We start from the raw sequence: 17,608 nt of genomic DNA, 5'->3' as shown, positions 1-17,608 counted from the left end.
TTACTTTCTCCAACCCATACAGATCCGTGTAGCTCAGCGGCTGGCAGGGGTTGCAGGTGGCTTTTTCTTTTTTGAAGAATTAGAAAACAAGCGCCGTCCAGTGATTTCTAGGATGCCCAACAAAATGAGAAATACATCAATCATCAGAACGATTGCCTTGCCCGCATAGCCCGTAGAGGCTAGGCGATCAAGTGATGCAAACGACAGGAAGCGAGTTCCATTCAAATTTCCCACACTGCCTGCGTCAATGCCAAACACATGCAATCCATGGAAAAAACCAATTGCGATCAATAGGGCACCAACGAAGTACTTCATCTTCCATAACCCCCAATGTGATACCACAACGGCAAACCGCCTGTTGCATTCTTGAAACGCGGAAACATGGGCTTGGCTTCTTTGTAGTTGTTGTAAGCATCGCCAAGATCCCGCTCTTCTGGCGTTGGTGGTGACCAATCACGTCGATATCCAAGTTGAGTGCATGTGCATCCACTCGGCGCATCGGCAACATTTGCGCTAGTGGCAGCAGGTAAAAAGTCAGATGGGCGCTTCAAATCATTGCGGGAGCAAGCACCGGAATTTGCCGGGCAGTTCCATTGCTCGCATACAAAGTTTCCACGGGGATCGTGATACCCAGCAGCATCTCTTGCATTGTTTGGTCGGGTGTACCCGGGCATACGTTGCAAACCGTCTGGATCCGTGTAACTCAGAGGATTCCCCCCCACATACCCAAACCTATTCCACCCCGCATCCAACCCCAGCGGATCAGGCGTGATGTACCTGCCCGTCTGTGTGCTGTACCAGCGGTTTTGGTTGTACGCCAGTTGGGCTCTGTCGTCCCAGTATTGCCCCGCAAAGCGCAGGTTCATGGCTACCCTTGGTTCTTCTGCTCGGTAGCTGTTGGCTATCTCTTTGCCGCTGGTGTCTTTGCGTAGCTTGAGTGGGCCTAGTGGGGCGTTTTCTGCATAGCCGTCGTAGGGCCATTGCCACACTGTTTTGGCCGATGTGTCGGTGATGCGTCTGGGGGTGCCTAGGTGGTCGATGTGGACTGCGTAGGCTTTGTCGTTGGTGTACAGGCCTACTAGTTGGGCGGGTTGGGTTGCGGTATTGGTGCTGCTTGCCACTGGCAGCCAGATGTAGTCGTTGTTGGGCGCTGGTGTGGGGCCACCGTTGCCTGTTTCGCTCAGGAGCTGCCAGCTTTGCAGGCCGCCTGTGTCCTCTGCCCAGCTCCACAGTTGGCCTAGGGGGACTTCTGCGCTGTTGCTGCCCATGCCCATGCCCATGCCCAATAGTCTGAGCAGGGCTTGGTACCAGTCTGTTGCTTGTTCTGTGGTTTGTTGTGCTGCTTGCTCGGTTGTTTGCTCTGTGCTGGTGTATTGCCATTCGCTTTGGAATACGCGTTGGCCTTGTGCGTTGTACCAGTACAGGCTCTTGCCTGCATCTTGGGCGGAGCTCTCGGCTACTGCTGTTAGCTGGTTGTTGGCATCAAAGCGGTATTGGCGCAGTCCGGTGCTGGTGGTGCGTCCTGCTGCGTCCAGGGTGTTGGTGGTAGTAAGGGTGCTTTGGTAGAGCTTGTCGGCTTGCAGTTGCTCGGTTTGGCTCAACCCTGTGGTTTGGTTGCTGCTGGCATCCAGGGTGTGGGTTTGGCTGGTGCTTTGGCTTTGGAATTGGCGGCCTTGGTAGGTGCTGGTTTGGGGTGGGCGCAGGTCTAGCTGGGTGGCGGTGTTGCTGCCCAGTTGGTATTGGTGCACGGTGCTGGCGCGGTTGCCGTTGGCGTCGTATTGGTAGCTGTGGCTGGCGTAGTTGCTGGCGATGCTGGTGAGGCGGTTGCGGCTGTCGTAGGCCAGGCTCCAGTTCAGGAGGATGGTTGTGTTTGTATTAGTGGTCAGTTGTTCGCTGATGGCGGTGATGCGCCCTGCTGCGTCGTATTGGTAGCTGGCAAATTCGTTGGCTGTCAGGCGTGCTGCGCTGTCGTAGCTGCGGGCTGCGGTGCTGATGGTTTTGCCGCTGGTGTTTTGCCATGTCCAGCTGGTGGGCTGGCCTAGGGCGTTGTATTGGATGTTGGTGATGAAGGGTTTGGCGTTGCTGGTGAGTTTGTCCACTAGGCCGGGGCGTTGCAGGTCTAGCTGGACTATGCGCGCTGTGTTGGCTCCTGTGCCTAGGCGGTAGTACAGGTGCAGGCCGCTGGGGTAGATGAGTTCGGCCAGTTGGCCACCAGGGTGGTAGCGGTATTGGGTGGTGAAGGTGCTGGGGGCGCTGGGGTTGTCCAGCACGGTTTGGGTTTTGGCCAGGATGCGGCCTAGGGCGTCGCGCTCGTAGCGGGTGCTGCTGTGGGGCTCTGTGGTGGCTATGAGTTGGCCTGCGCTGTCGTAGCTGTAGGTGTAGGTGTCTGTGGTGCTGTTGTTTTCTACATCTTTGCGTACGAGCTGGCCTGCGCTGTTGTAGGCGTAGCGGGTGGTTTGGCCTAGGGCGTTGGTTTGGGTCAGGGGGCGGCCTGCGCTGTCTAGGGTGTAGTGGGTGGCTCCGGTGTCGGGGCTTTGCTCTGCCACTGTTTCGCCCCAGCCGTTGCGGGTGTAGGTGCTGGCTATGCCTTTGGGGTCGCGGGCGCTGGCCAGTGCATTGGCCTCGGCTACGGCGGCGAAGGCTTGGGCGGTTTGGTTGCCGTCTGCCAAGCGGCTGGCGCTTGGGCGGCCTAGGCCATCGAGCGTGTAGCTGGTGGTTTGGCCCAGTGGGTCGGTGATGCTGGTGAGCTGGCCTTGGGCGTCGTAGCCAAAGCGGGTGGTGCCGCCTCCTTGGGTGATGCTGGCTAGGCGGTTGATTTGGTTGATGCTGCGCTGGCTGCTCCAGAGGATGGCACCGCCTTGGCTGAGTTGTTCGCTAGTGCGGTTGCCCATGCCGTCCAGGGTGTAGCTGAGGGTGGCTCCGCGGTTGTCGCTGGCACCGATGAGGCGTGCGCCGTTGTCGTATTGGTAGCTCACTTGGTAGCCGTCAGGCTGGGTGATGCTTTGCACTTGCCCGTCTGCGGTGTAGGTGTAGCGGGTGGTTTCGGTGGCTATGCCGCTGCCGCTTTGGCTCACTTGGGTGATGTGGCCTGCGCTGTCGTAGTCGATGGCGGTGGTCAAGCCGTTGGGGGCCACTATTTGGCTAACGCGCCCTGCTGTGTTGTAGCTGTAGCTGGTGCTGCGGCCCAAGGGGTCGGTCTCGCTGGTGCGGTTGCCTGCGGCGTCGTAGCCGTATTGCCACTGGGCACCTGTGGGGTCGGTGTAGCTGGTGATTTGGTTGTACGCGCCGCCGCTGTCGCCCCAGGTCCAGCGGTGGGTGCGGGTTTGGCCGTTGGTAGCAGTGCCGGATGTATCGGTTTCGGTGCGCTCTAGCAGGTTGCCCCGGTTGTCGTAGCTGTGCTGGGTGGTCAAACCTGGCTCGGTGGTTTGCACGGGCAAGCGCCATGTGCTGTGCCACTGGGTGGTGCTGGTGCGTGCTTCGGGGCGGCTGGCAGCTTGGGTGGAGGAGAGCAGCAACTGGCGGTTGGTGTCCCAACTATAGACGGTGTTGATGCCTAAGAAGTCTGTTTCGCTCTCGACAAGGCCGCTGTTGTTGACCCCACGGCTGGCTGCTTCGGATGCACCGGAGCTGCCGCTGACCAAGGTTGCGCCGCTGACGTTAAGGCGACTGTTGGTAGTGCTGTAGGTATAACCGCGCTGAACACCCAGTGGGTCTGTGACGTAGGTGGTGCCACCAGTGCTGCTGGGGTAGCTCACGCTGTAGCTGTTGGCTCCGGCGGCGTAGCCACTGTAGGTGGCGCGGCCTTGGCTGTCGTAGCTGACGCTGGCCAGGCGCTGGCCGCGTTCGTCGTAGAAGCCTGTGACGCTCTGGGGGTAGGCGGTGTTTTCGTAAAGATAGGTTTTGCTGACGGTGGTGGATGTACCACCCGCACTACCGGGGCGGCTGGCGGTGGCTAGGCGTGCGCTGCTGTCGTAGCCCAAGGTGATGGTCTGCCCATCGGGCGTGTTGACTTGCACGAGCTGGCCGCTGGCGTTGTAGCCAAAGGTGATGCTGCGGCCAAAGGCGTTGGTGACGCTGGCAAGCTGGCCTATGCCATTGCCACTGGTGTAGTAGCTGTAGGTGTGCACCCAGCCGTTGCGGCTGGTGGTGCTGAGCAGTTTGCCGCTGGCATCGAATACCCAGGTGCTGTCGTCGTCAGCCTTGCTCAATACGTAGTTGCTGCCCGATGTGGTGATGCTGCTGGGGCCGGTGGTGTCTTTGTATGCGCCGTTGCTGCTGGGTTGGAATAGGGTGATGGTGCCGTCGCCTTGGATTAGGCGCAGTTGTTGCAAGGCAAGCTTGGTACCACTACCGCTGGTGCTGACGTTTTCTACGACTATCCCAGCGCTGTAGTTGTGCGCCCATGATTTGCCGAGGCCGGGGTTGCTGGGCCAGCTGGGTACGCCGCTAACGGACCAGCGGCTGCGGAAGGTGCGGCTAAAGCTCAAGCCATCTGCCGCGCTGTCGCTCCAGTCAGTGTGGGTGTAGTACTTCTCGCCTGTGGCGGGAATGATGGGGTTGGGGGTAGATCCGCCAGCTTGGCACATGCCAGTGGGGGATGGCTCATTTTCTATCGTCGGCAACTCGACAGTCTCAATAGCTGACGGTGTGCACTCGAGAATATTAGCGATATATTTTTCTTCTCTAACGCGAATAATTTCGCATACGGTATGATCGGAAGGGTTCGGGAATTTAACACTTTGGAATGTGTAAGCAACTATAATCCCATACGCGTTGGGGCTCATTTTTTTCATATCATATGGCGTACCACCACCTATATACCCGAAGATACCATCCTCTCCTCCTCGCACCATAAATGGCTTTTTAGAAACAGTACTCCCACACGCAACTCCTCGAAAATTAATATCTCCACTTTCTGATTGCCTAAATGCTGCAAATGCAGCTTGTGGATTAGGATAGCTTACACCCTCCTCTGTACGTACTCCATCATCACTATTATCACTAATTGCAAACTCCAGCGGGTGTATAAATTTGCATTGTGAAATTGCATCAAAAGAAAAAAACAACAATACAAGTGCAAAAATGTTTTTTGAAAAATATTCAAAACTCATAATAAAACCCATTTAAAAGCGTTCGCCAAATAAACAATAAGCAAAAGGCAGTTTTTATTTCATTTTTCAAAGCATCACTCGCCATGCATGGCACAAGCTTCATATTCACTCGAACAGAATATGCAGCCTCCACCATGATCCTCAGCGTGTCTGCAACAACTAGACAAAGCAGTAATTTTTGCCATTTCGGATTTGAGACCACCCTCTTAAAGAAACTTATCTCTGGCAGCAGGTACAGTCAACTCTTTTTGAAACAATTTGATGCAACATTGCAACAAATTCTCTAAGTTTTTAGTCATCAGGAATAAAAACACCCGCAATGGCGGGTGTTTTACTGTTCTAAGCTGAGGTCATTAGCGGAGGGTCCCAAGAAGCTATCACCCCCGTCTAAACACCCCCGCCCAAGGTGCTAGCGTCCACACGCCCCCATCCACTTGCACCGCGCCAGCGTCGGCTTCTGGCAAACCGCTGCCGGTTATCCACTGGCCTTGGGCAAAGGCTGCGGCCACGTCGGCGGGTGGTGTCCAGCGCACGGCCTCTGGGCTAAGGTTGAAGACGCACAGCACGCGCTGGCCCTCATGCTCGCGCACATAGGCCAGCACTTGGGGGTGGGCGGGCAGCACTTGCAGGGTGCCGCTGGTGAGCGCGGGGTACTGTTTGCGCCAGCGCAGCAGCTGCTGGTAGTAGTGCAGCAGGCTGTCGGCTTGTGCTTGCTGCGCGTTGGCGGCCAGGGCGCGGTGGGACTCGCCCACGGGTAGCCAGGGTTTGGCGGGGTTGGCGCTGCTGGAGAAACCCAAGTCCGCCGCTGCACCGTCCCACGCCATGGGGGTGCGGCAGCCATCGCGGCCCTTCACTTCGGGCCACATGGTGATGCCCAGCGGGTCGCGCAGGTCTTCGTAGGCAATGTCCACTTCGGGCAAGCCCAGCTCTTCGCCTTGGTACAGGCAAACGGAGCCGCGCAGGCTCATTTGCACGGCGGCCATGGTGCGCAGCATGGCGGGCTGCTGCACGGCGCTGGACCAGCGGCTGGCCACGCGCACCACGTCGTGGTTGGAGTAGGCCCAGCAGGGCCAGCCATTGGGGGCAACTGCTTCAAAGCGGCTGATGACGTGGTGGAAGTGCTCTGCGTGGTGCTGGGTGCCCAGCAAATCGAAGCAGTAGGCCATGTGCAGCAGCTCGTTGCCGCTGGTGTATTCGGCCACACGGGCCAGGCCGTCGTCGTCGCCAATCTCGCCCACCATGGTGGTGTGGGGGTACTGGTCCACCAGCGCACGCAGGCGGCGCAAGAAGACCAAGTTCTCGGGGCGGCTCTTGTCGTACACGTGGCGCTGCCAGCCGTAGGGGTTGCTGGCGGCCACGGCGGGGTCTTCCACTTGGGGGCGGCCACGGGCGGGGTTGTCGCGCAACTGTTGGTCGTGGAAGTAGAAGTTGGCCGTGTCCAGCCGGTAGCCATCCACGCCGATGTCGAGCCAGAACTTCACGCTGTCCAAAATGGCCTGCTGCACCTCGGGGTTGTGGAAGTTCAGGTCGGGCTGGCTGGTCAGGAAGTTGTGCATGTAGTACTGCTGGCGGCGGGTGTCCCACTGCCAAGCGCTACCGCCAAAGATGGAGAGCCAGTTGTTGGGCGGGGTGCCGTCTTCCTTGGCGTCGGCCCAGATGAACCAGTCGGCCTTGGAATTGGTGTGGCTGGAACGGCTTTCCACAAACCAGGGGTGCTGGTCGGAGCAGTGCGAGAGCACTTGGTCGATCATGACCTTCAGGCCCAAGCGGTGGGCTTTGTCCACCAGCGCGCGGAAGTCGTCCAGCGTGCCAAACATGGGGTCGACGTCGCAGTAGTCGGACACGTCGTAGCCGTAGTCCTTCTGCGGGCTCTTGAAGAAGGGCGAGAGCCAGATGCCGTCCACGCCCAGCGCGGCCACGTAGTCCAGCTTGGCGGTGATGCCGCGCAGGTCGCCCACGCCGTCGCCATTGCTGTCGGCAAAACTGCGGGGATAGATTTGGTAGATGACGCCACCGCGCCACCAGTTGTTATTGGGTGCTTTAGACATGAGAGAACAAACAATGCGTTGGGATCAGCCGCCCTTGACCGAGCCTGACAACAGGCCACGCACAAAGAAGCGCTGCAAAGAGAAGAACACGGCCACGGGCACGGCGATGGACACGAAGGCGCTGGCGGTGAGGATTTCCCAGCTTTCGCCCCGCGAGCCCAAGAGGTCGTTGAGCTTGATGGTGAGCACCACCTGGTCGGGGTTTTTGCCCAAGAAAACCAGTGCTACCAAAAAGTCGTTCCACACCCACAGAAACTGGAAGATGGCAAAACTGGCCAGCGCAGGCACTGACAGCGGCAGCACGATGCCCAAGAAAATTTGCATGTGCGAGGCCCCATCCAAACGGGCGCTTTCGATGATGTCGCGCGGCAGCGCGGCGATGTAGTTACGCAGCAGGTAAATGGCCAGCGGCAAACCAAAGGCCGAGTGCGCCAGCCACACGCCTTGGTAGGACTTGGACGGCATGCCCAGCAACTCACCCATGTCGTTGTACAGCCGCAGCAGCGGAATAAGCGACATTTGCAGCGGCACTACCAACAGACCGACCACCACCACAAACAGCCAGCGGCGACCGGGGAACTCCATCCAGCTAAAGGCGTAGGCGGCAAAGGCGGCAATCAGGATAGGGATGAAGGTGGCGGGAATGGTCACCTTGAAGGTGTTCATGAACGCATCGCCCACGCCTTCGGAGTTAAGCACCTTGACGTAGTTGTCGGTTTTGAGCACAGGCGGTGTCTCAGCCACGTAAAAGACGCGAATGCCACGGTCTTTGTCATACGGCTGGTTCAGCTCCAGCGTGTAGCCACCGTGGGCATCCACGGTCAGCATTCCATCGGGCTGGCCGTCTTCGTCGTCAAAAATTTGGCCATCGGCCACGGTCAGCGTTTGGCCCACTTCCACTTGCCCGGGGTTGGATGAGGCGAGGGAGAACTTCTTGACCTTGACCTGCTCACCGGGAGCGAACAATTGGCCGCGCATGACGTAGTGGCCGCCTTCGGGCACCACGCTTTGGGCACCGCCCGTGCGGCGCATGTCGGCGCGGGTTTGGGTGGAGGTAGCCGTCCACCAGCCGCTGCTTAGCAGTTGCGACTTGTCGCGAAAGCTCGATACAAACAAGCCCAGCGTGGGCAACACCCACACCAGCACCAAGGCCAGCAGCAAGAGTTGGGCGATAACAGAGCGCATGCTCAAGCGCAAAGACGAACGGGGCTTGAAAGGCGTGCTCATCGTTGGGCCTCCTCAGCACGGAAGCGGCGGATATTGAATGCCATCACAGGAATCACTGCGAGCATGAGAATCAGAGCCAGGGTGGAGCTGCGGCCATAGTCGCCGCCGCCACGGAACATCCAGTCGTACATGAGGTTGGCCAGCACGCTGGTGTCCCACTGGCCGCCGGTCATGGCCATGACGATGTCAAACACCTTGAGCACGGTGATGGTGATGGTGGTCCACACCACCACCACGGTGGACATGATTTGCGGCACCATGATCTCGAAGAAAATTTGCAGTTCGCTGGCACCGTCTATGCGGGCAGCCTCCAGCGTGTCTTGCGGCACACCGCGCAGAGCGGCCGACAGAATCACCATGGCAAAGCCGGTCTGGATCCAGATCAGGATGGCCATGAGGAAGAAGTTGTTCCAAAACGGAATCGTCACCCACGCTTGCGGCTTGCCGCCCAAGCCCATGACGATGGCGTTGAGAATGCCGATCTGCTCGGCATCGGGGCCGCGGAAGTCGTACACAAACTTCCAAATGACGCTGGCCCCCACAAAGCTGATGGCCATGGGCATGAAGACCATGGACTTGGCCAGCCAGCCCCACCACACGCGGTCGGCCAGTACGGCCACAATGAGGCCAAACATGGTGGCCGCTGCAGGCACGACCAGCAGCCACAAAAAGTTGTTGCGGATGGTGATGAGGAAGTTTTGGTCCATCACCACCCACGCAAAGTTGCTCCAACCCACCCAGTTCTCGCCCGTGGCGTCCATGAAGCTCAGGCGCACCGTTTCCACAAAGGGGTACACGAGGTACACCACCAGCAGCAACAATGCGGGCAACAAGAACAACCACGGACGAATCGCGCGACCCAGCCGCTCCCGCTGGTTGGCCTGCCCCATGGGCAGGCGCACAGCCCAGTCCAGCAACCAGTTGCTGAGCGAAAAGTAGAGCAAGCAAAACCCTATGCTCAACAGCACGGCATACAGGGTCTGGTAAAGAGAGTCAGACATGGGTCACGAGATGTCAGGTTGCAGGCGGATTACTTGATGGCGTCCCAGCTCTTCTGGATGTCATCGGCCACTTCCTTGGCGGACTTGCCGCTGGAGAAGTCCACCATGCCTTTCCAGAAGCTGCCCGCACCCACGGCACCGGGCATGAGGTCAGAGCCATCAAAGCGGAAGGTGGTGGCGTTCAGCAAAATCTCGCCTTGCTTGCGCTGCGCAGCGGTTTTGTACTTGGCCAAATCCACGGTCTTGAGGGGGGTCAGGAAGCCGTCTTCACCCATCCAGATTTCGTGCGCTTGGCTGCTTTGCAGGTAGTCCATGAAAGCACGCGCAGCCTTGCTGTCTTTGGTGATGGTCATGATGGTGCCGCCGCCCAAAACAGGGTTGCCCAGCTTCTTGCTGGCAAACGAGGGGAAGTAGAAGAAGTCCGCTTCTGAGGCCTTGCCTTCGGGGAAGAACGCCGGGATGAAGCTGGCTTGGCGGTGCATGTAGCACTTGGGTGGGGTGCCAAACAGACCCTTGGGGCTGTCCTTGAAGCTGATAGTGGCCACTGCTTTGGCACCGCCATCTACATAGGCGTCGTTCTTGGCAAACCAGCCGTAGGCGTCCAACGCCTCGATCACGCGCTTGTCGTTGAACTTGACGGTGTTGTTCACCCAGCCGTCGTACACGTCGGGGGTTTGGGTGCGCAGCATCATGTCTTCCACCCAGTCGGTGCCGGGCCAGCCCGTGGCGGCGTCAGAGCCCAAGCCAATGCACCAAGCCTTGCCGCCATCGGCTGCGATTTTCTTGGTCAGCGCTTGCAGGTCTTCCATGGTCTTGGGCACTTTGTAGCCCTTTTCCTTGAAGTTCTCTGGCACGTACCAGACCAAGCTCTTGACGTTCACGTTGTAGAACAAGCCGTAGAACTGGGACTTACCGGCTTTGTCTTTGTAGGTGCCCAAATCAGCCCACGATTGGCCTGCGGCGTAGTTCTTTTTGACCCAATCTTTGGCCTTGTCGCCCAGCGGCACCAAGCCACCAATGGCAGCCATGTTGGCGGCCAAGCCGGGTTGGGGGAAGACAGAAATGTTGGAAGGAGAGCCTGCCTTGATGTCGATCACGATCTGCTGCTCAGAACTTTGCGAGCAAGAGTGCTTGACGGTCGCGCCTGTGGCCTTCTCGAATGCGCCCAGCACTTTTTTGAAGTTCAGTTCTTCAGCACCTGTCCATGGGCAGGTGATGGTGAGGGTTTCACCCTTGAGGTTGGGGCCTTTGTAGTCGGCGGCTGCGTGGGCTTGGCCTACTGCAGCGACCAAGACAGCAGCGCAAGCGCTGGCAATTGCTGAATGCTTCATCATGCTTCTCTCCTCTGTTGTGCCACGCAGTACGTGGCGGTTGCTCACAAAAAATTTAGCGGGCTATCACCTTAGCGAGTGATGCGCTGGCCGTCGGCATCGAAGGTGTACACGTGCTCCGGGGCAAAGCCCAGCACCAACTCGCTGCCGGGTTGGGCCTGTACATCGCCATCCATGCGGGCGGTGATGTCACCGATGCTAGGCACATCCAGATAAGCAAAGGTTTCATTGCCCAAGCGCTCGGCGTGCTTGAGCGTGCCGCGTAGCGCGCCATCGGCCTGCAGGCGCAAGTGCTCGGGACGAATGCCCACGGTGCTGGCTTGGTAGCGCTGGGCAAACTCACCGCCAATGAAGTTCATCTGGGGGGAGCCAATGAAACCAGCCACAAACAGCGTGGCGGGTTTTTCGTACAGCTCCATGGGACTGCCCACCTGTTCAATGCGGCCTTTGTTGAGCACCACGATCTTGTCGGCCAGCGTCATGGCTTCCACTTGGTCGTGGGTCACATAAATCATGGTGGCACCCAAGCGGCGGTGCAGGGTGGCCAGCTCCACACGCATCTTGGTGCGCAGGGCGGCGTCTAGGTTGGAGAGCGGCTCGTCGAACAAAAACACCTGCGGGTTGCGCACAATGGCGCGGCCAATGGCCACGCGCTGGCGCTGGCCACCCGACAAGGCTTTGGGCAGACGCTCCAAGTAGTCGGTCAACTGCAAGATGTTGGCCGCTTCGCGCACGCGACGGTCGATTTCGGCCTTGGGCGTTTTGGCTATCTTGAGCGCAAAAGCCATGTTGTCGTACACGGTTTTGTGCGGATACAGCGCATAGCTTTGGAACACCATGGCCACGCCGCGCTGAGCAGCCTCCACGTCGTTCACACGGTTTTCGCCGATGAACAAGTCGCCACCAGAAATTTCTTCCAAACCGGCAATCATGCGCATCAGGGTGGTTTTGCCACAGCCCGAGGGCCCCACAAAGACCGCAAATTCGCCCGGCTCAATGTCCAGATCAATGCCGTGGATGACGGGACTGGACTTGGCGTAGCTCTTGACGATGCCGCGCAGGCGGACACCAGATTGACTCATACGTGCACTCCAACAAAGCGAAAGGCTGCACTGCAGCCCAGACAGCGAATGTAATCAGTTACCTGTGATGCAAGTGATCGGGATTACCCTTGTTTTGCTTCAAATCAAAATCGTTTTTGTACAGTGAAAAATTTTAATGTCACCAAGAAGAGTTAGATTGTTTACCGTAACAACATTACTAACGCTAAAGGCATCCATCGCAAAGACAGATACCGCTGCAGCTCAGTGCTTGTGCAGCTTGCGGTACAAGGTTTGGCGGCTAATGCCCAGCAGCCGCGCCGCTTGCGAGACATTGCCTTGGCACTGTTGCAGCGCCGTCTCTATGGCTGTGCGCGAGAGCTGCTGCAAGTTGGGCCATGCAGCAGGATGGGCAGGGTTGGCTGGCGCTACACCATCCGGGCCTTGCAGCGCTTGCACCAAGTCATCGGGCAGGTGCTCCCAGCCAATGCAGCGCTCGTGCGGCAGCAGCATGGCACAGGCCGTGCGCAGCACGTTGCCTAGTTGGCGCACATTGCCCGGCCAGGCGTAGCGGCGCAGGGCCTCGTCCACCTCGGGGCTAAGCTGCACAGCCGCCGTGGCATGTGCTGCATGGCTGGCACCGTACTGGGCCAGCAGGCGCTGCACCAAGGCGTCCCAATCGGTGCGCTCGCGCAAAGCGGGTAGCTGCACCGTCAGGCCATTGAGACGGTAGTACAAATCGGCCCGAAAGCGCCCCTGCTCCACCGCCTGCTGCAGGCCATGGTGGGTGGCGCACAGCAGGGCAAAGTCCACCGGGTAGGCCTGCCCGCTACCCACTGGCACGACCACGCGCTCTTGCAGCACGCGCAGCAAGCGGGTTTGCAGTGGCAACGGTAAATCGCCCACTTCATCCAGAAACAGCGTGCCACCATGCGCCTCGCGCAAGCGCCCTTTGCTGCCGTGGCGGCTGGCCCCGGTAAATGCACCGGGCACGTAGCCAAACAATTCTGCCTCTACCAAGCTCTCGCCCAAAGCGCCGCAATTGATGGCCACAAACGGCCCGGCATGGCGGGCGCTGCTGGCATGCACGGCTTTGGCAAACCATTCTTTGCCCACCCCGGTTTCGCCCTGTATGAGCAAGGGAATGCCTTTGTCGAGCACGCGGCGCACCTTGTGCGTGGCAGCGCGCCAGTGGGTATCGCCCGTGTCCAACTGGGCCAAGGCATCGGCTGCATCAGCCGGGCCCACTACGGCGCTGGCCGCCGTGGCCATAGTGCCTGCAAGCACAGTGGGCCCAGCGTGGACGACTGCTGTGTCATGCCCCAAGGCAGCAAACCAGTGGCGGCCATCGTGCCCACGCAGGGGCAGCACAGCAGCCCCGGTGCGGTGGTACTGGGCCAGCAGGTCGGCCATGCGCACATCGAGCAGGCTTTCTAGCTGGCAGCGCAGCACGCTAGCGCTGTGGCCCACGCTGGCTGGGGCATGCAACTGCAGCATGCCGCGGGCGGCGCGGTTGGCCCCCATGATCCAGCCATCGTCGTTGAGCCACACAATGCCTTCGGCCACGCTGCCTATGCCTGCAGGCTGGGCGTGCAGATGCAAGCGCCAGTGCCCCCGGCTGTGCGCCACCATGAGGCGGTTCTCGATCATGCGGCTGGCCGTGGCCGCCAGCCCCAGCGCATGCGCGTGACCGTGGCGGTAGTCGCCCGAGATGTCGAGCACGCCCATCACCTCGCCGCTGGCCGACACGATGGGCGAAGCCGCGCAGGTGAGAAAACTGTTGCGCTCCAGAAAATGCTCGGCCCCGTGGATTTGCACCGCACTGCACTCGGCCAGCGCGGTGCCGATGGCGTTGGTGCCACGGGTGGATTCCAGCCAATTGGCCCCGCGTGACAAAGCCACCCTATCGGCCTTGCCCAAAAACGCCGGGTTGCCCAGCGTGTGCATGAGCGTGCCGTGGGGGTCGGACAGCACCACCACCACTTCGCTATGGCCCATTTGTTCGAACACGTATTCCATGACGGGGCGCGAATGCGCCAGCAAGCTTTGGTGGGCGCTGAGTGTGTGGCGCAGCTCTGCACCACTGCTGTAGTCGGCCACACCACTGGACTGCGTGGGCAGCAAGCCCGCCGCCAAACAGCGGTTCCACGAGCGCAGCAAATGCTCACTCACCAAGCCTTGGGGGCACTGGCCATGTTCAAGGAGTTGCTGGCGCGCTTGGCGCAAGGCCAAGGCGGTAGAAGGGCTTCGCATGCGGCCCAGTATTGGCGCACCGGGGGCCCCCTACAAGGCGTGTTTTCACTAGGGCAAGCCCGGTGTTCCATTTTGTGACACCTGTCGCGCTGCAACACCTGCTTGCAACACCCTCTCCCCGCTACAGCCAGTCAACACAGCTTATGAATCAATTACTTAGCAAACCAGCCGCGATGGCACGCGTCTTGATAAAGGCAATGGCCTGCCCAGCGGGCATGACACACAACACCAACGAGGAGACAACCATGCTGTATGCAGCCCCCGGCACCGCAGGTGCCAAGATTCAGTACCAAGCGCGTTATGACAACTTCATCGGCGGTCAATGGGTCGCCCCGGTCAAGGGGCAGTACTTCGACGTGGTGACCCCCATCACCGGCAAGCCCTACACGCAGGCGGCCCGCTCCACGGCCGAGGACATTGAGCTGGCGCTGGACGCCGCCCACGCCGCTGCGGACAAGTGGGGCAAAACCTCGCCTGCAGAGCGCTCCAACATCTTGCTCAAGATTGCCGACCGCATCGAAGCCAACCTGGAGCTGTTGGCCTACGCCGAGACCGTGGACAACGGCAAACCCATGCGCGAAACGCTCAACGCCGACGTGCCGCTGTCGGTAGACCACTTCCGCTACTTTGCGGGCTGCGTGCGCGCCCAAGAAGGCAATATCAGCGAGATCAACGAGACCACCATGGCCTACCACATCCACGAGCCACTGGGCGTGGTGGGGCAGATCATTCCGTGGAACTTCCCCCTGCTCATGGCCGCCTGGAAGCTAGCCCCCGCACTGGGTGCAGGCAACTGCGTGGTGCTCAAGCCCGCCGAGTCCACCCCCATCTCGCTGCTCATCCTCATGGGCTTGATTGCCGACCTGCTGCCACCGGGCGTGCTCAACATCGTCAACGGCTATGGCCGCGAAGCCGGTATGCCGCTGGCTACCAGCAAGCGCATTGCCAAGATCGCCTTCACCGGCAGCACCGCCACCGGCAAGGTGATTGCCCAAGCAGCGGCCACCAACCTGATCCCCGCCACGCTGGAGCTGGGTGGCAAGTCGCCCAACGTGTTCTTTGCCGACGTGATGGAGCGCGACGACGGCTACTTGGACAAGGCCATCGAAGGCTTGGTGCTGTTCGCCTTCAACCAAGGCGAGGTCTGCACCTGCCCCAGCCGGGCGCTGATCCACGAGTCCATCTACGACCAATTCATGGAACGTGCCTTGAAGCGCGTGGCCGCCATCAAACAAGGCAACCCGCTGGACACCGACACCATGCTGGGCGCGCAAGCCAGCCAAATGCAGATGGACAAGATCACCTCCTATCTGGCGCTGGGCAAGCAAGAAGGCGCGCAGTGCCTCATTGGCGGTGACCGCGCCACGCTGGGCGGCGACCTGGCCGGGGGCTACTACATCCAGCCCACGGTGTTCAAGGGCCACAACAAGATGCGCATCTTCCAAGAGGAAATTTTCGGCCCCGTGCTGGCCGTGACGACGTTCAAAGACGAAGCCGATGCGCTGGCCATTGCCAACGACACGCTGTACGGGCTGGGCGCTGGTGTATGGACGCGCAACGGCAACGTGGCCTACCGCATGGGCCGCGCCATCAAGGCCGGGCGCGTGTGGACCAACTGCTACCACGACTACCCGGCGCACGCCGCGTTTGGCGGCTACAAAGAGTCCGGCATTGGCCGCGAGACGCACAAGATGATGCTCGACCACTACCAGCAAACCAAGAACTTGCTGGTGAGCTACAGCGAGCAAAAACTGGGCTTCTTCTGACCATGGACACGCCAGCATCACAAGCAGAGGCCAAAGTGGTTGCCACCCCTGCGGCGCTGGCGCTGGTGGCGCAGCTGCAGGCCCAGCACGGGCCGCAGCTGCTGTTCTACCAATCAGGCGGCTGCTGCGAAAACAGCGCCGCCTGCTGCTACCTGCCCGGCGAGATACCGCTGGGCAACAATGACGTACTGCTGGGCGAGGTAGGCGGCTGCCCCTTTTACATGAGCGCGTCGCAATACGCCACGTGGCAACACACCCAAATCATCATCGACGCTGTGCCCGGCGAATGCGGGACGTTTTCGCTGGAGAGCGGAACGGGGCAGAGCTTTTTTATGCGCTCTAGGGTTTTTGGCCTGTAGAGCCCGTGGGATAAGCTGTGACAGCCATCAAATTGATAGCAATCCAAACAAAATCGATTAGCCCACTAAAACGCCACCCCCGCCCGCAAGATGATGTTCGCGTAGGGCGTGCATTCGCCGGTGCGGATGATGGCGCGGGCACTTTGCGTCAAGCGCTTGAACTCCTCGTGGCTCACGGTCTGGGGCCGCACGCCGGCCAGTTCGGTGGGGTACCACGCGGGCAGGCCGTTGGCGGCCAGCGGGGCTTCTTGGGCTATCACGCTGCCCTCGACAACCATCTCGCTCAACACGGCTTGCAGGGTTTGCGCCAGCGTGGGCACGCCACGCAGCACGGCCAAATCTATGCGTTGTGGCCCGGTTGGTATGGGCAGCCCGGCATCGCCAATGACGATGGTGTCCCCATGGCCCAGGGTGGCGATGAGGTACGAGATGTCGGCGTGCAGCAAAGGGGAGCGTTTCATGGCAAATGGATGGAATTGGGGGCAGTGGAGGCGCGCACGTGCAGCTCGGGATGCAGCAGCACCTTGCGCACGGCTTGGCGGCGGCCTTTGACGCGCTCTAGCAGCATGTCCACCGCCAACGCGCCTATGCGCTGCTTGGGTTGGGACACAGTGGTCAGCGGTGGGGAGCAAAAGTTGGCCAGCTCGATGTCGTCAAAGCCGACGATGGACAGTTCATCGGGCACGCGCAGGCCTATCTCATGGGCGGCGCGCAGTGCACCTATGGCCATGAGGTCGTTGCACGCAAACACCGCACTGGGGCGCTGCTGCGAGCGCAAGATGGCATGCATGGCTTCGTAGCCGCCTTGGGCGCTGAAGTTGCCACGCCAGAGCTGGTCTGCCGCCGCATTGACGCCCGCTTCGGCCAGTGCTTGCTGCCAACCGGCTATGCGCTGCTGGCTGGGGGCCAAGCCTTCAGGCCCGCCTATGCAGGCGATGTGTCTATGCCCCAGCGAGACCAAGTGGCGCACGGCGAGCAAAGCACCGTGCAGTTGGTCGGCGCCAATTTGGTCTCCAGTCGGATCGGGTATCTCGCGGTCTACCACCACGGTAGGGATGGTCATGCCGTGCAGCATGGTGATGAGGTCTTGGTCATCCCCGGTGGAGATGACGATGAGCCCGTCTATGCGCCGCTCAGCCAGCACCTGCAGGTAGATGTGTTGGCGGTGCGGTTCGTCGTCGGTATTGCACAGCACCAGGGCGTAACCCGCGCCAAAGCAGCGATCCTCTACAGCACGCACGATCTCGGCAAAGTAGGGGTTGGAGCTGTTGGGGATGAGCATGCCCAGCGTGTGGGTGCTGTTGCGCTTGAGGCTGCGGGCCACGGCGCTGGGCACATAGCCCAAGTCGCGGATAGCGCGCTCCACACGCTGCAGCGCCTCGGGGCTGACGTGGCGGGTTTTGTTCACCACGTGCGACACCGTGGTGACCGATACCCCAGCCTGCAATGCGACGTCTTTGATAGTGGCCATG

The 17,608-nt window shown here is 60.1% G+C and carries 12 protein-coding genes; 2 read left to right on the top strand and 10 right to left on the bottom strand.

Annotated elements, in window-relative coordinates; genetic code table 11:
- Positions 1-33: 33 nt before the first annotated feature.
- The 8 genes from KIK84_RS09505 to KIK84_RS09470 form a co-directional block, all read right to left on the bottom strand.
- On the bottom strand, positions 34-315 hold the full coding sequence (locus KIK84_RS09505) for a hypothetical protein (RefSeq protein ID WP_214122823.1): 282 nt from the start codon (positions 313-315) through the stop codon (positions 34-36).
- Positions 312-4,622 (bottom strand): RHS repeat-associated core domain-containing protein, encoded by a 4,311-nt coding sequence (locus KIK84_RS09500; RefSeq protein WP_214122822.1) that lies wholly within the window; start codon positions 4,620-4,622, stop codon positions 312-314. Before KIK84_RS09500 ends, KIK84_RS09505 begins: the two co-directional genes overlap by 4 nt.
- A gap of 866 nt (positions 4,623-5,488) precedes the next feature.
- A complete protein-coding gene (locus KIK84_RS09495; protein WP_214122821.1) occupies positions 5,489-7,159 on the bottom strand; it encodes an alpha-glucosidase family protein in 1,671 nt (556 codons plus the stop codon).
- A 24-nt stretch (positions 7,160-7,183) separates the two neighbouring features.
- The gene (locus KIK84_RS09490; RefSeq protein ID WP_214122820.1) at positions 7,184-8,386 is read right to left on the bottom strand and encodes a carbohydrate ABC transporter permease; all 1,203 of its coding nucleotides are present in this window, start codon (positions 8,384-8,386) and stop codon (positions 7,184-7,186) included.
- Positions 8,383-9,387 (bottom strand): carbohydrate ABC transporter permease, encoded by a 1,005-nt coding sequence (locus KIK84_RS09485; RefSeq protein WP_214122819.1) that lies wholly within the window; start codon positions 9,385-9,387, stop codon positions 8,383-8,385. The genes KIK84_RS09490 and KIK84_RS09485 overlap by 4 nt, the downstream gene beginning before the upstream one ends.
- A 29-nt stretch (positions 9,388-9,416) precedes the next feature.
- Positions 9,417-10,718: an ABC transporter substrate-binding protein gene (locus KIK84_RS09480; protein ID WP_214122818.1), complete on the bottom strand. Its 1,302-nt coding sequence runs from the start codon at positions 10,716-10,718 to the stop codon at positions 9,417-9,419.
- 71 nt (positions 10,719-10,789) lie between these two features.
- Entirely contained in the window at positions 10,790-11,800 is a 1,011-nt protein-coding gene (locus tag KIK84_RS09475; RefSeq protein ID WP_214122817.1) for an ABC transporter ATP-binding protein, read from the bottom strand.
- 222 nt (positions 11,801-12,022) lie between these two features.
- Entirely contained in the window at positions 12,023-14,011 is a 1,989-nt protein-coding gene (locus KIK84_RS09470) for a sigma-54-dependent Fis family transcriptional regulator (RefSeq protein WP_214122816.1), read from the bottom strand.
- 245 nt (positions 14,012-14,256) lie between these two features.
- Here KIK84_RS09470 and exaC point away from each other — a divergent pair, with 245 nt between their 5' ends.
- Both exaC and KIK84_RS09460 read left to right on the top strand, forming a co-directional pair.
- Positions 14,257-15,777: an acetaldehyde dehydrogenase ExaC gene (gene exaC, locus KIK84_RS09465; protein WP_214122815.1), complete on the top strand. Its 1,521-nt coding sequence runs from the start codon at positions 14,257-14,259 to the stop codon at positions 15,775-15,777.
- 2 nt (positions 15,778-15,779) lie between these two features.
- A complete protein-coding gene (locus tag KIK84_RS09460) occupies positions 15,780-16,136 on the top strand; it encodes a DUF779 domain-containing protein (RefSeq protein ID WP_214122814.1) in 357 nt (118 codons plus the stop codon).
- Positions 16,137-16,201: 65 nt separating this feature from the next.
- Here KIK84_RS09460 and rbsD read toward each other — a convergent pair whose 3' ends face one another.
- Together rbsD and KIK84_RS09450 are read right to left on the bottom strand one after the other, a co-directional pair.
- On the bottom strand, positions 16,202-16,597 hold the full coding sequence (gene rbsD / locus KIK84_RS09455) for a D-ribose pyranase (RefSeq protein WP_214122813.1): 396 nt from the start codon (positions 16,595-16,597) through the stop codon (positions 16,202-16,204).
- Positions 16,594-17,607, bottom strand: a complete 1,014-nt coding sequence (locus KIK84_RS09450; RefSeq protein ID WP_214122812.1) for a LacI family DNA-binding transcriptional regulator — start codon at positions 17,605-17,607, stop codon at positions 16,594-16,596. Before KIK84_RS09450 ends, rbsD begins: the two co-directional genes overlap by 4 nt.
- Position 17,608: the final 1 nt, after the last annotated feature.

The sequence above is a fragment of the Curvibacter sp. CHRR-16 genome (genome assembly GCF_018474005.1).
In the GTDB taxonomy this organism is placed as follows: domain Bacteria; phylum Pseudomonadota; class Gammaproteobacteria; order Burkholderiales; family Burkholderiaceae_C; genus Allorhodoferax.
Note: the sequence above shows the minus strand (reverse complement) of the source record. Positions and strands in the feature narration are given on the sequence as shown.

What these genes read in the sequence shown, in the direction of transcription:
- KIK84_RS09505 (WP_214122823.1), bottom strand. Translation starts at nt 315, where the DNA reads ATGAAGTACTTCGTTGGTGCCCTATTGATCGCAATTGGTTTTTTCCAT.
- KIK84_RS09495 (WP_214122821.1), bottom strand. Translation starts at nt 7,159, where the DNA reads ATGTCTAAAGCACCCAATAACAACTGGTGGCGCGGTGGCGTCATCTAC.
- KIK84_RS09490 (WP_214122820.1), bottom strand. Translation starts at nt 8,386, where the DNA reads ATGAGCACGCCTTTCAAGCCCCGTTCGTCTTTGCGCTTGAGCATGCGC.
- KIK84_RS09485 (WP_214122819.1), bottom strand. Translation starts at nt 9,387, where the DNA reads ATGTCTGACTCTCTTTACCAGACCCTGTATGCCGTGCTGTTGAGCATA.
- KIK84_RS09480 (WP_214122818.1), bottom strand. Translation starts at nt 10,718, where the DNA reads ATGAAGCATTCAGCAATTGCCAGCGCTTGCGCTGCTGTCTTGGTCGCT.
- KIK84_RS09475 (WP_214122817.1), bottom strand. Translation starts at nt 11,800, where the DNA reads ATGAGTCAATCTGGTGTCCGCCTGCGCGGCATCGTCAAGAGCTACGCC.
- KIK84_RS09470 (WP_214122816.1), bottom strand. Translation starts at nt 14,011, where the DNA reads ATGCGAAGCCCTTCTACCGCCTTGGCCTTGCGCCAAGCGCGCCAGCAA.
- exaC (WP_214122815.1), top strand. Translation starts at nt 14,257, where the DNA reads ATGCTGTATGCAGCCCCCGGCACCGCAGGTGCCAAGATTCAGTACCAA.
- KIK84_RS09460 (WP_214122814.1), top strand. Translation starts at nt 15,780, where the DNA reads ATGGACACGCCAGCATCACAAGCAGAGGCCAAAGTGGTTGCCACCCCT.
- rbsD (WP_214122813.1), bottom strand. Translation starts at nt 16,597, where the DNA reads ATGAAACGCTCCCCTTTGCTGCACGCCGACATCTCGTACCTCATCGCC.
- KIK84_RS09450 (WP_214122812.1), bottom strand. Translation starts at nt 17,607, where the DNA reads ATGGCCACTATCAAAGACGTCGCATTGCAGGCTGGGGTATCGGTCACC.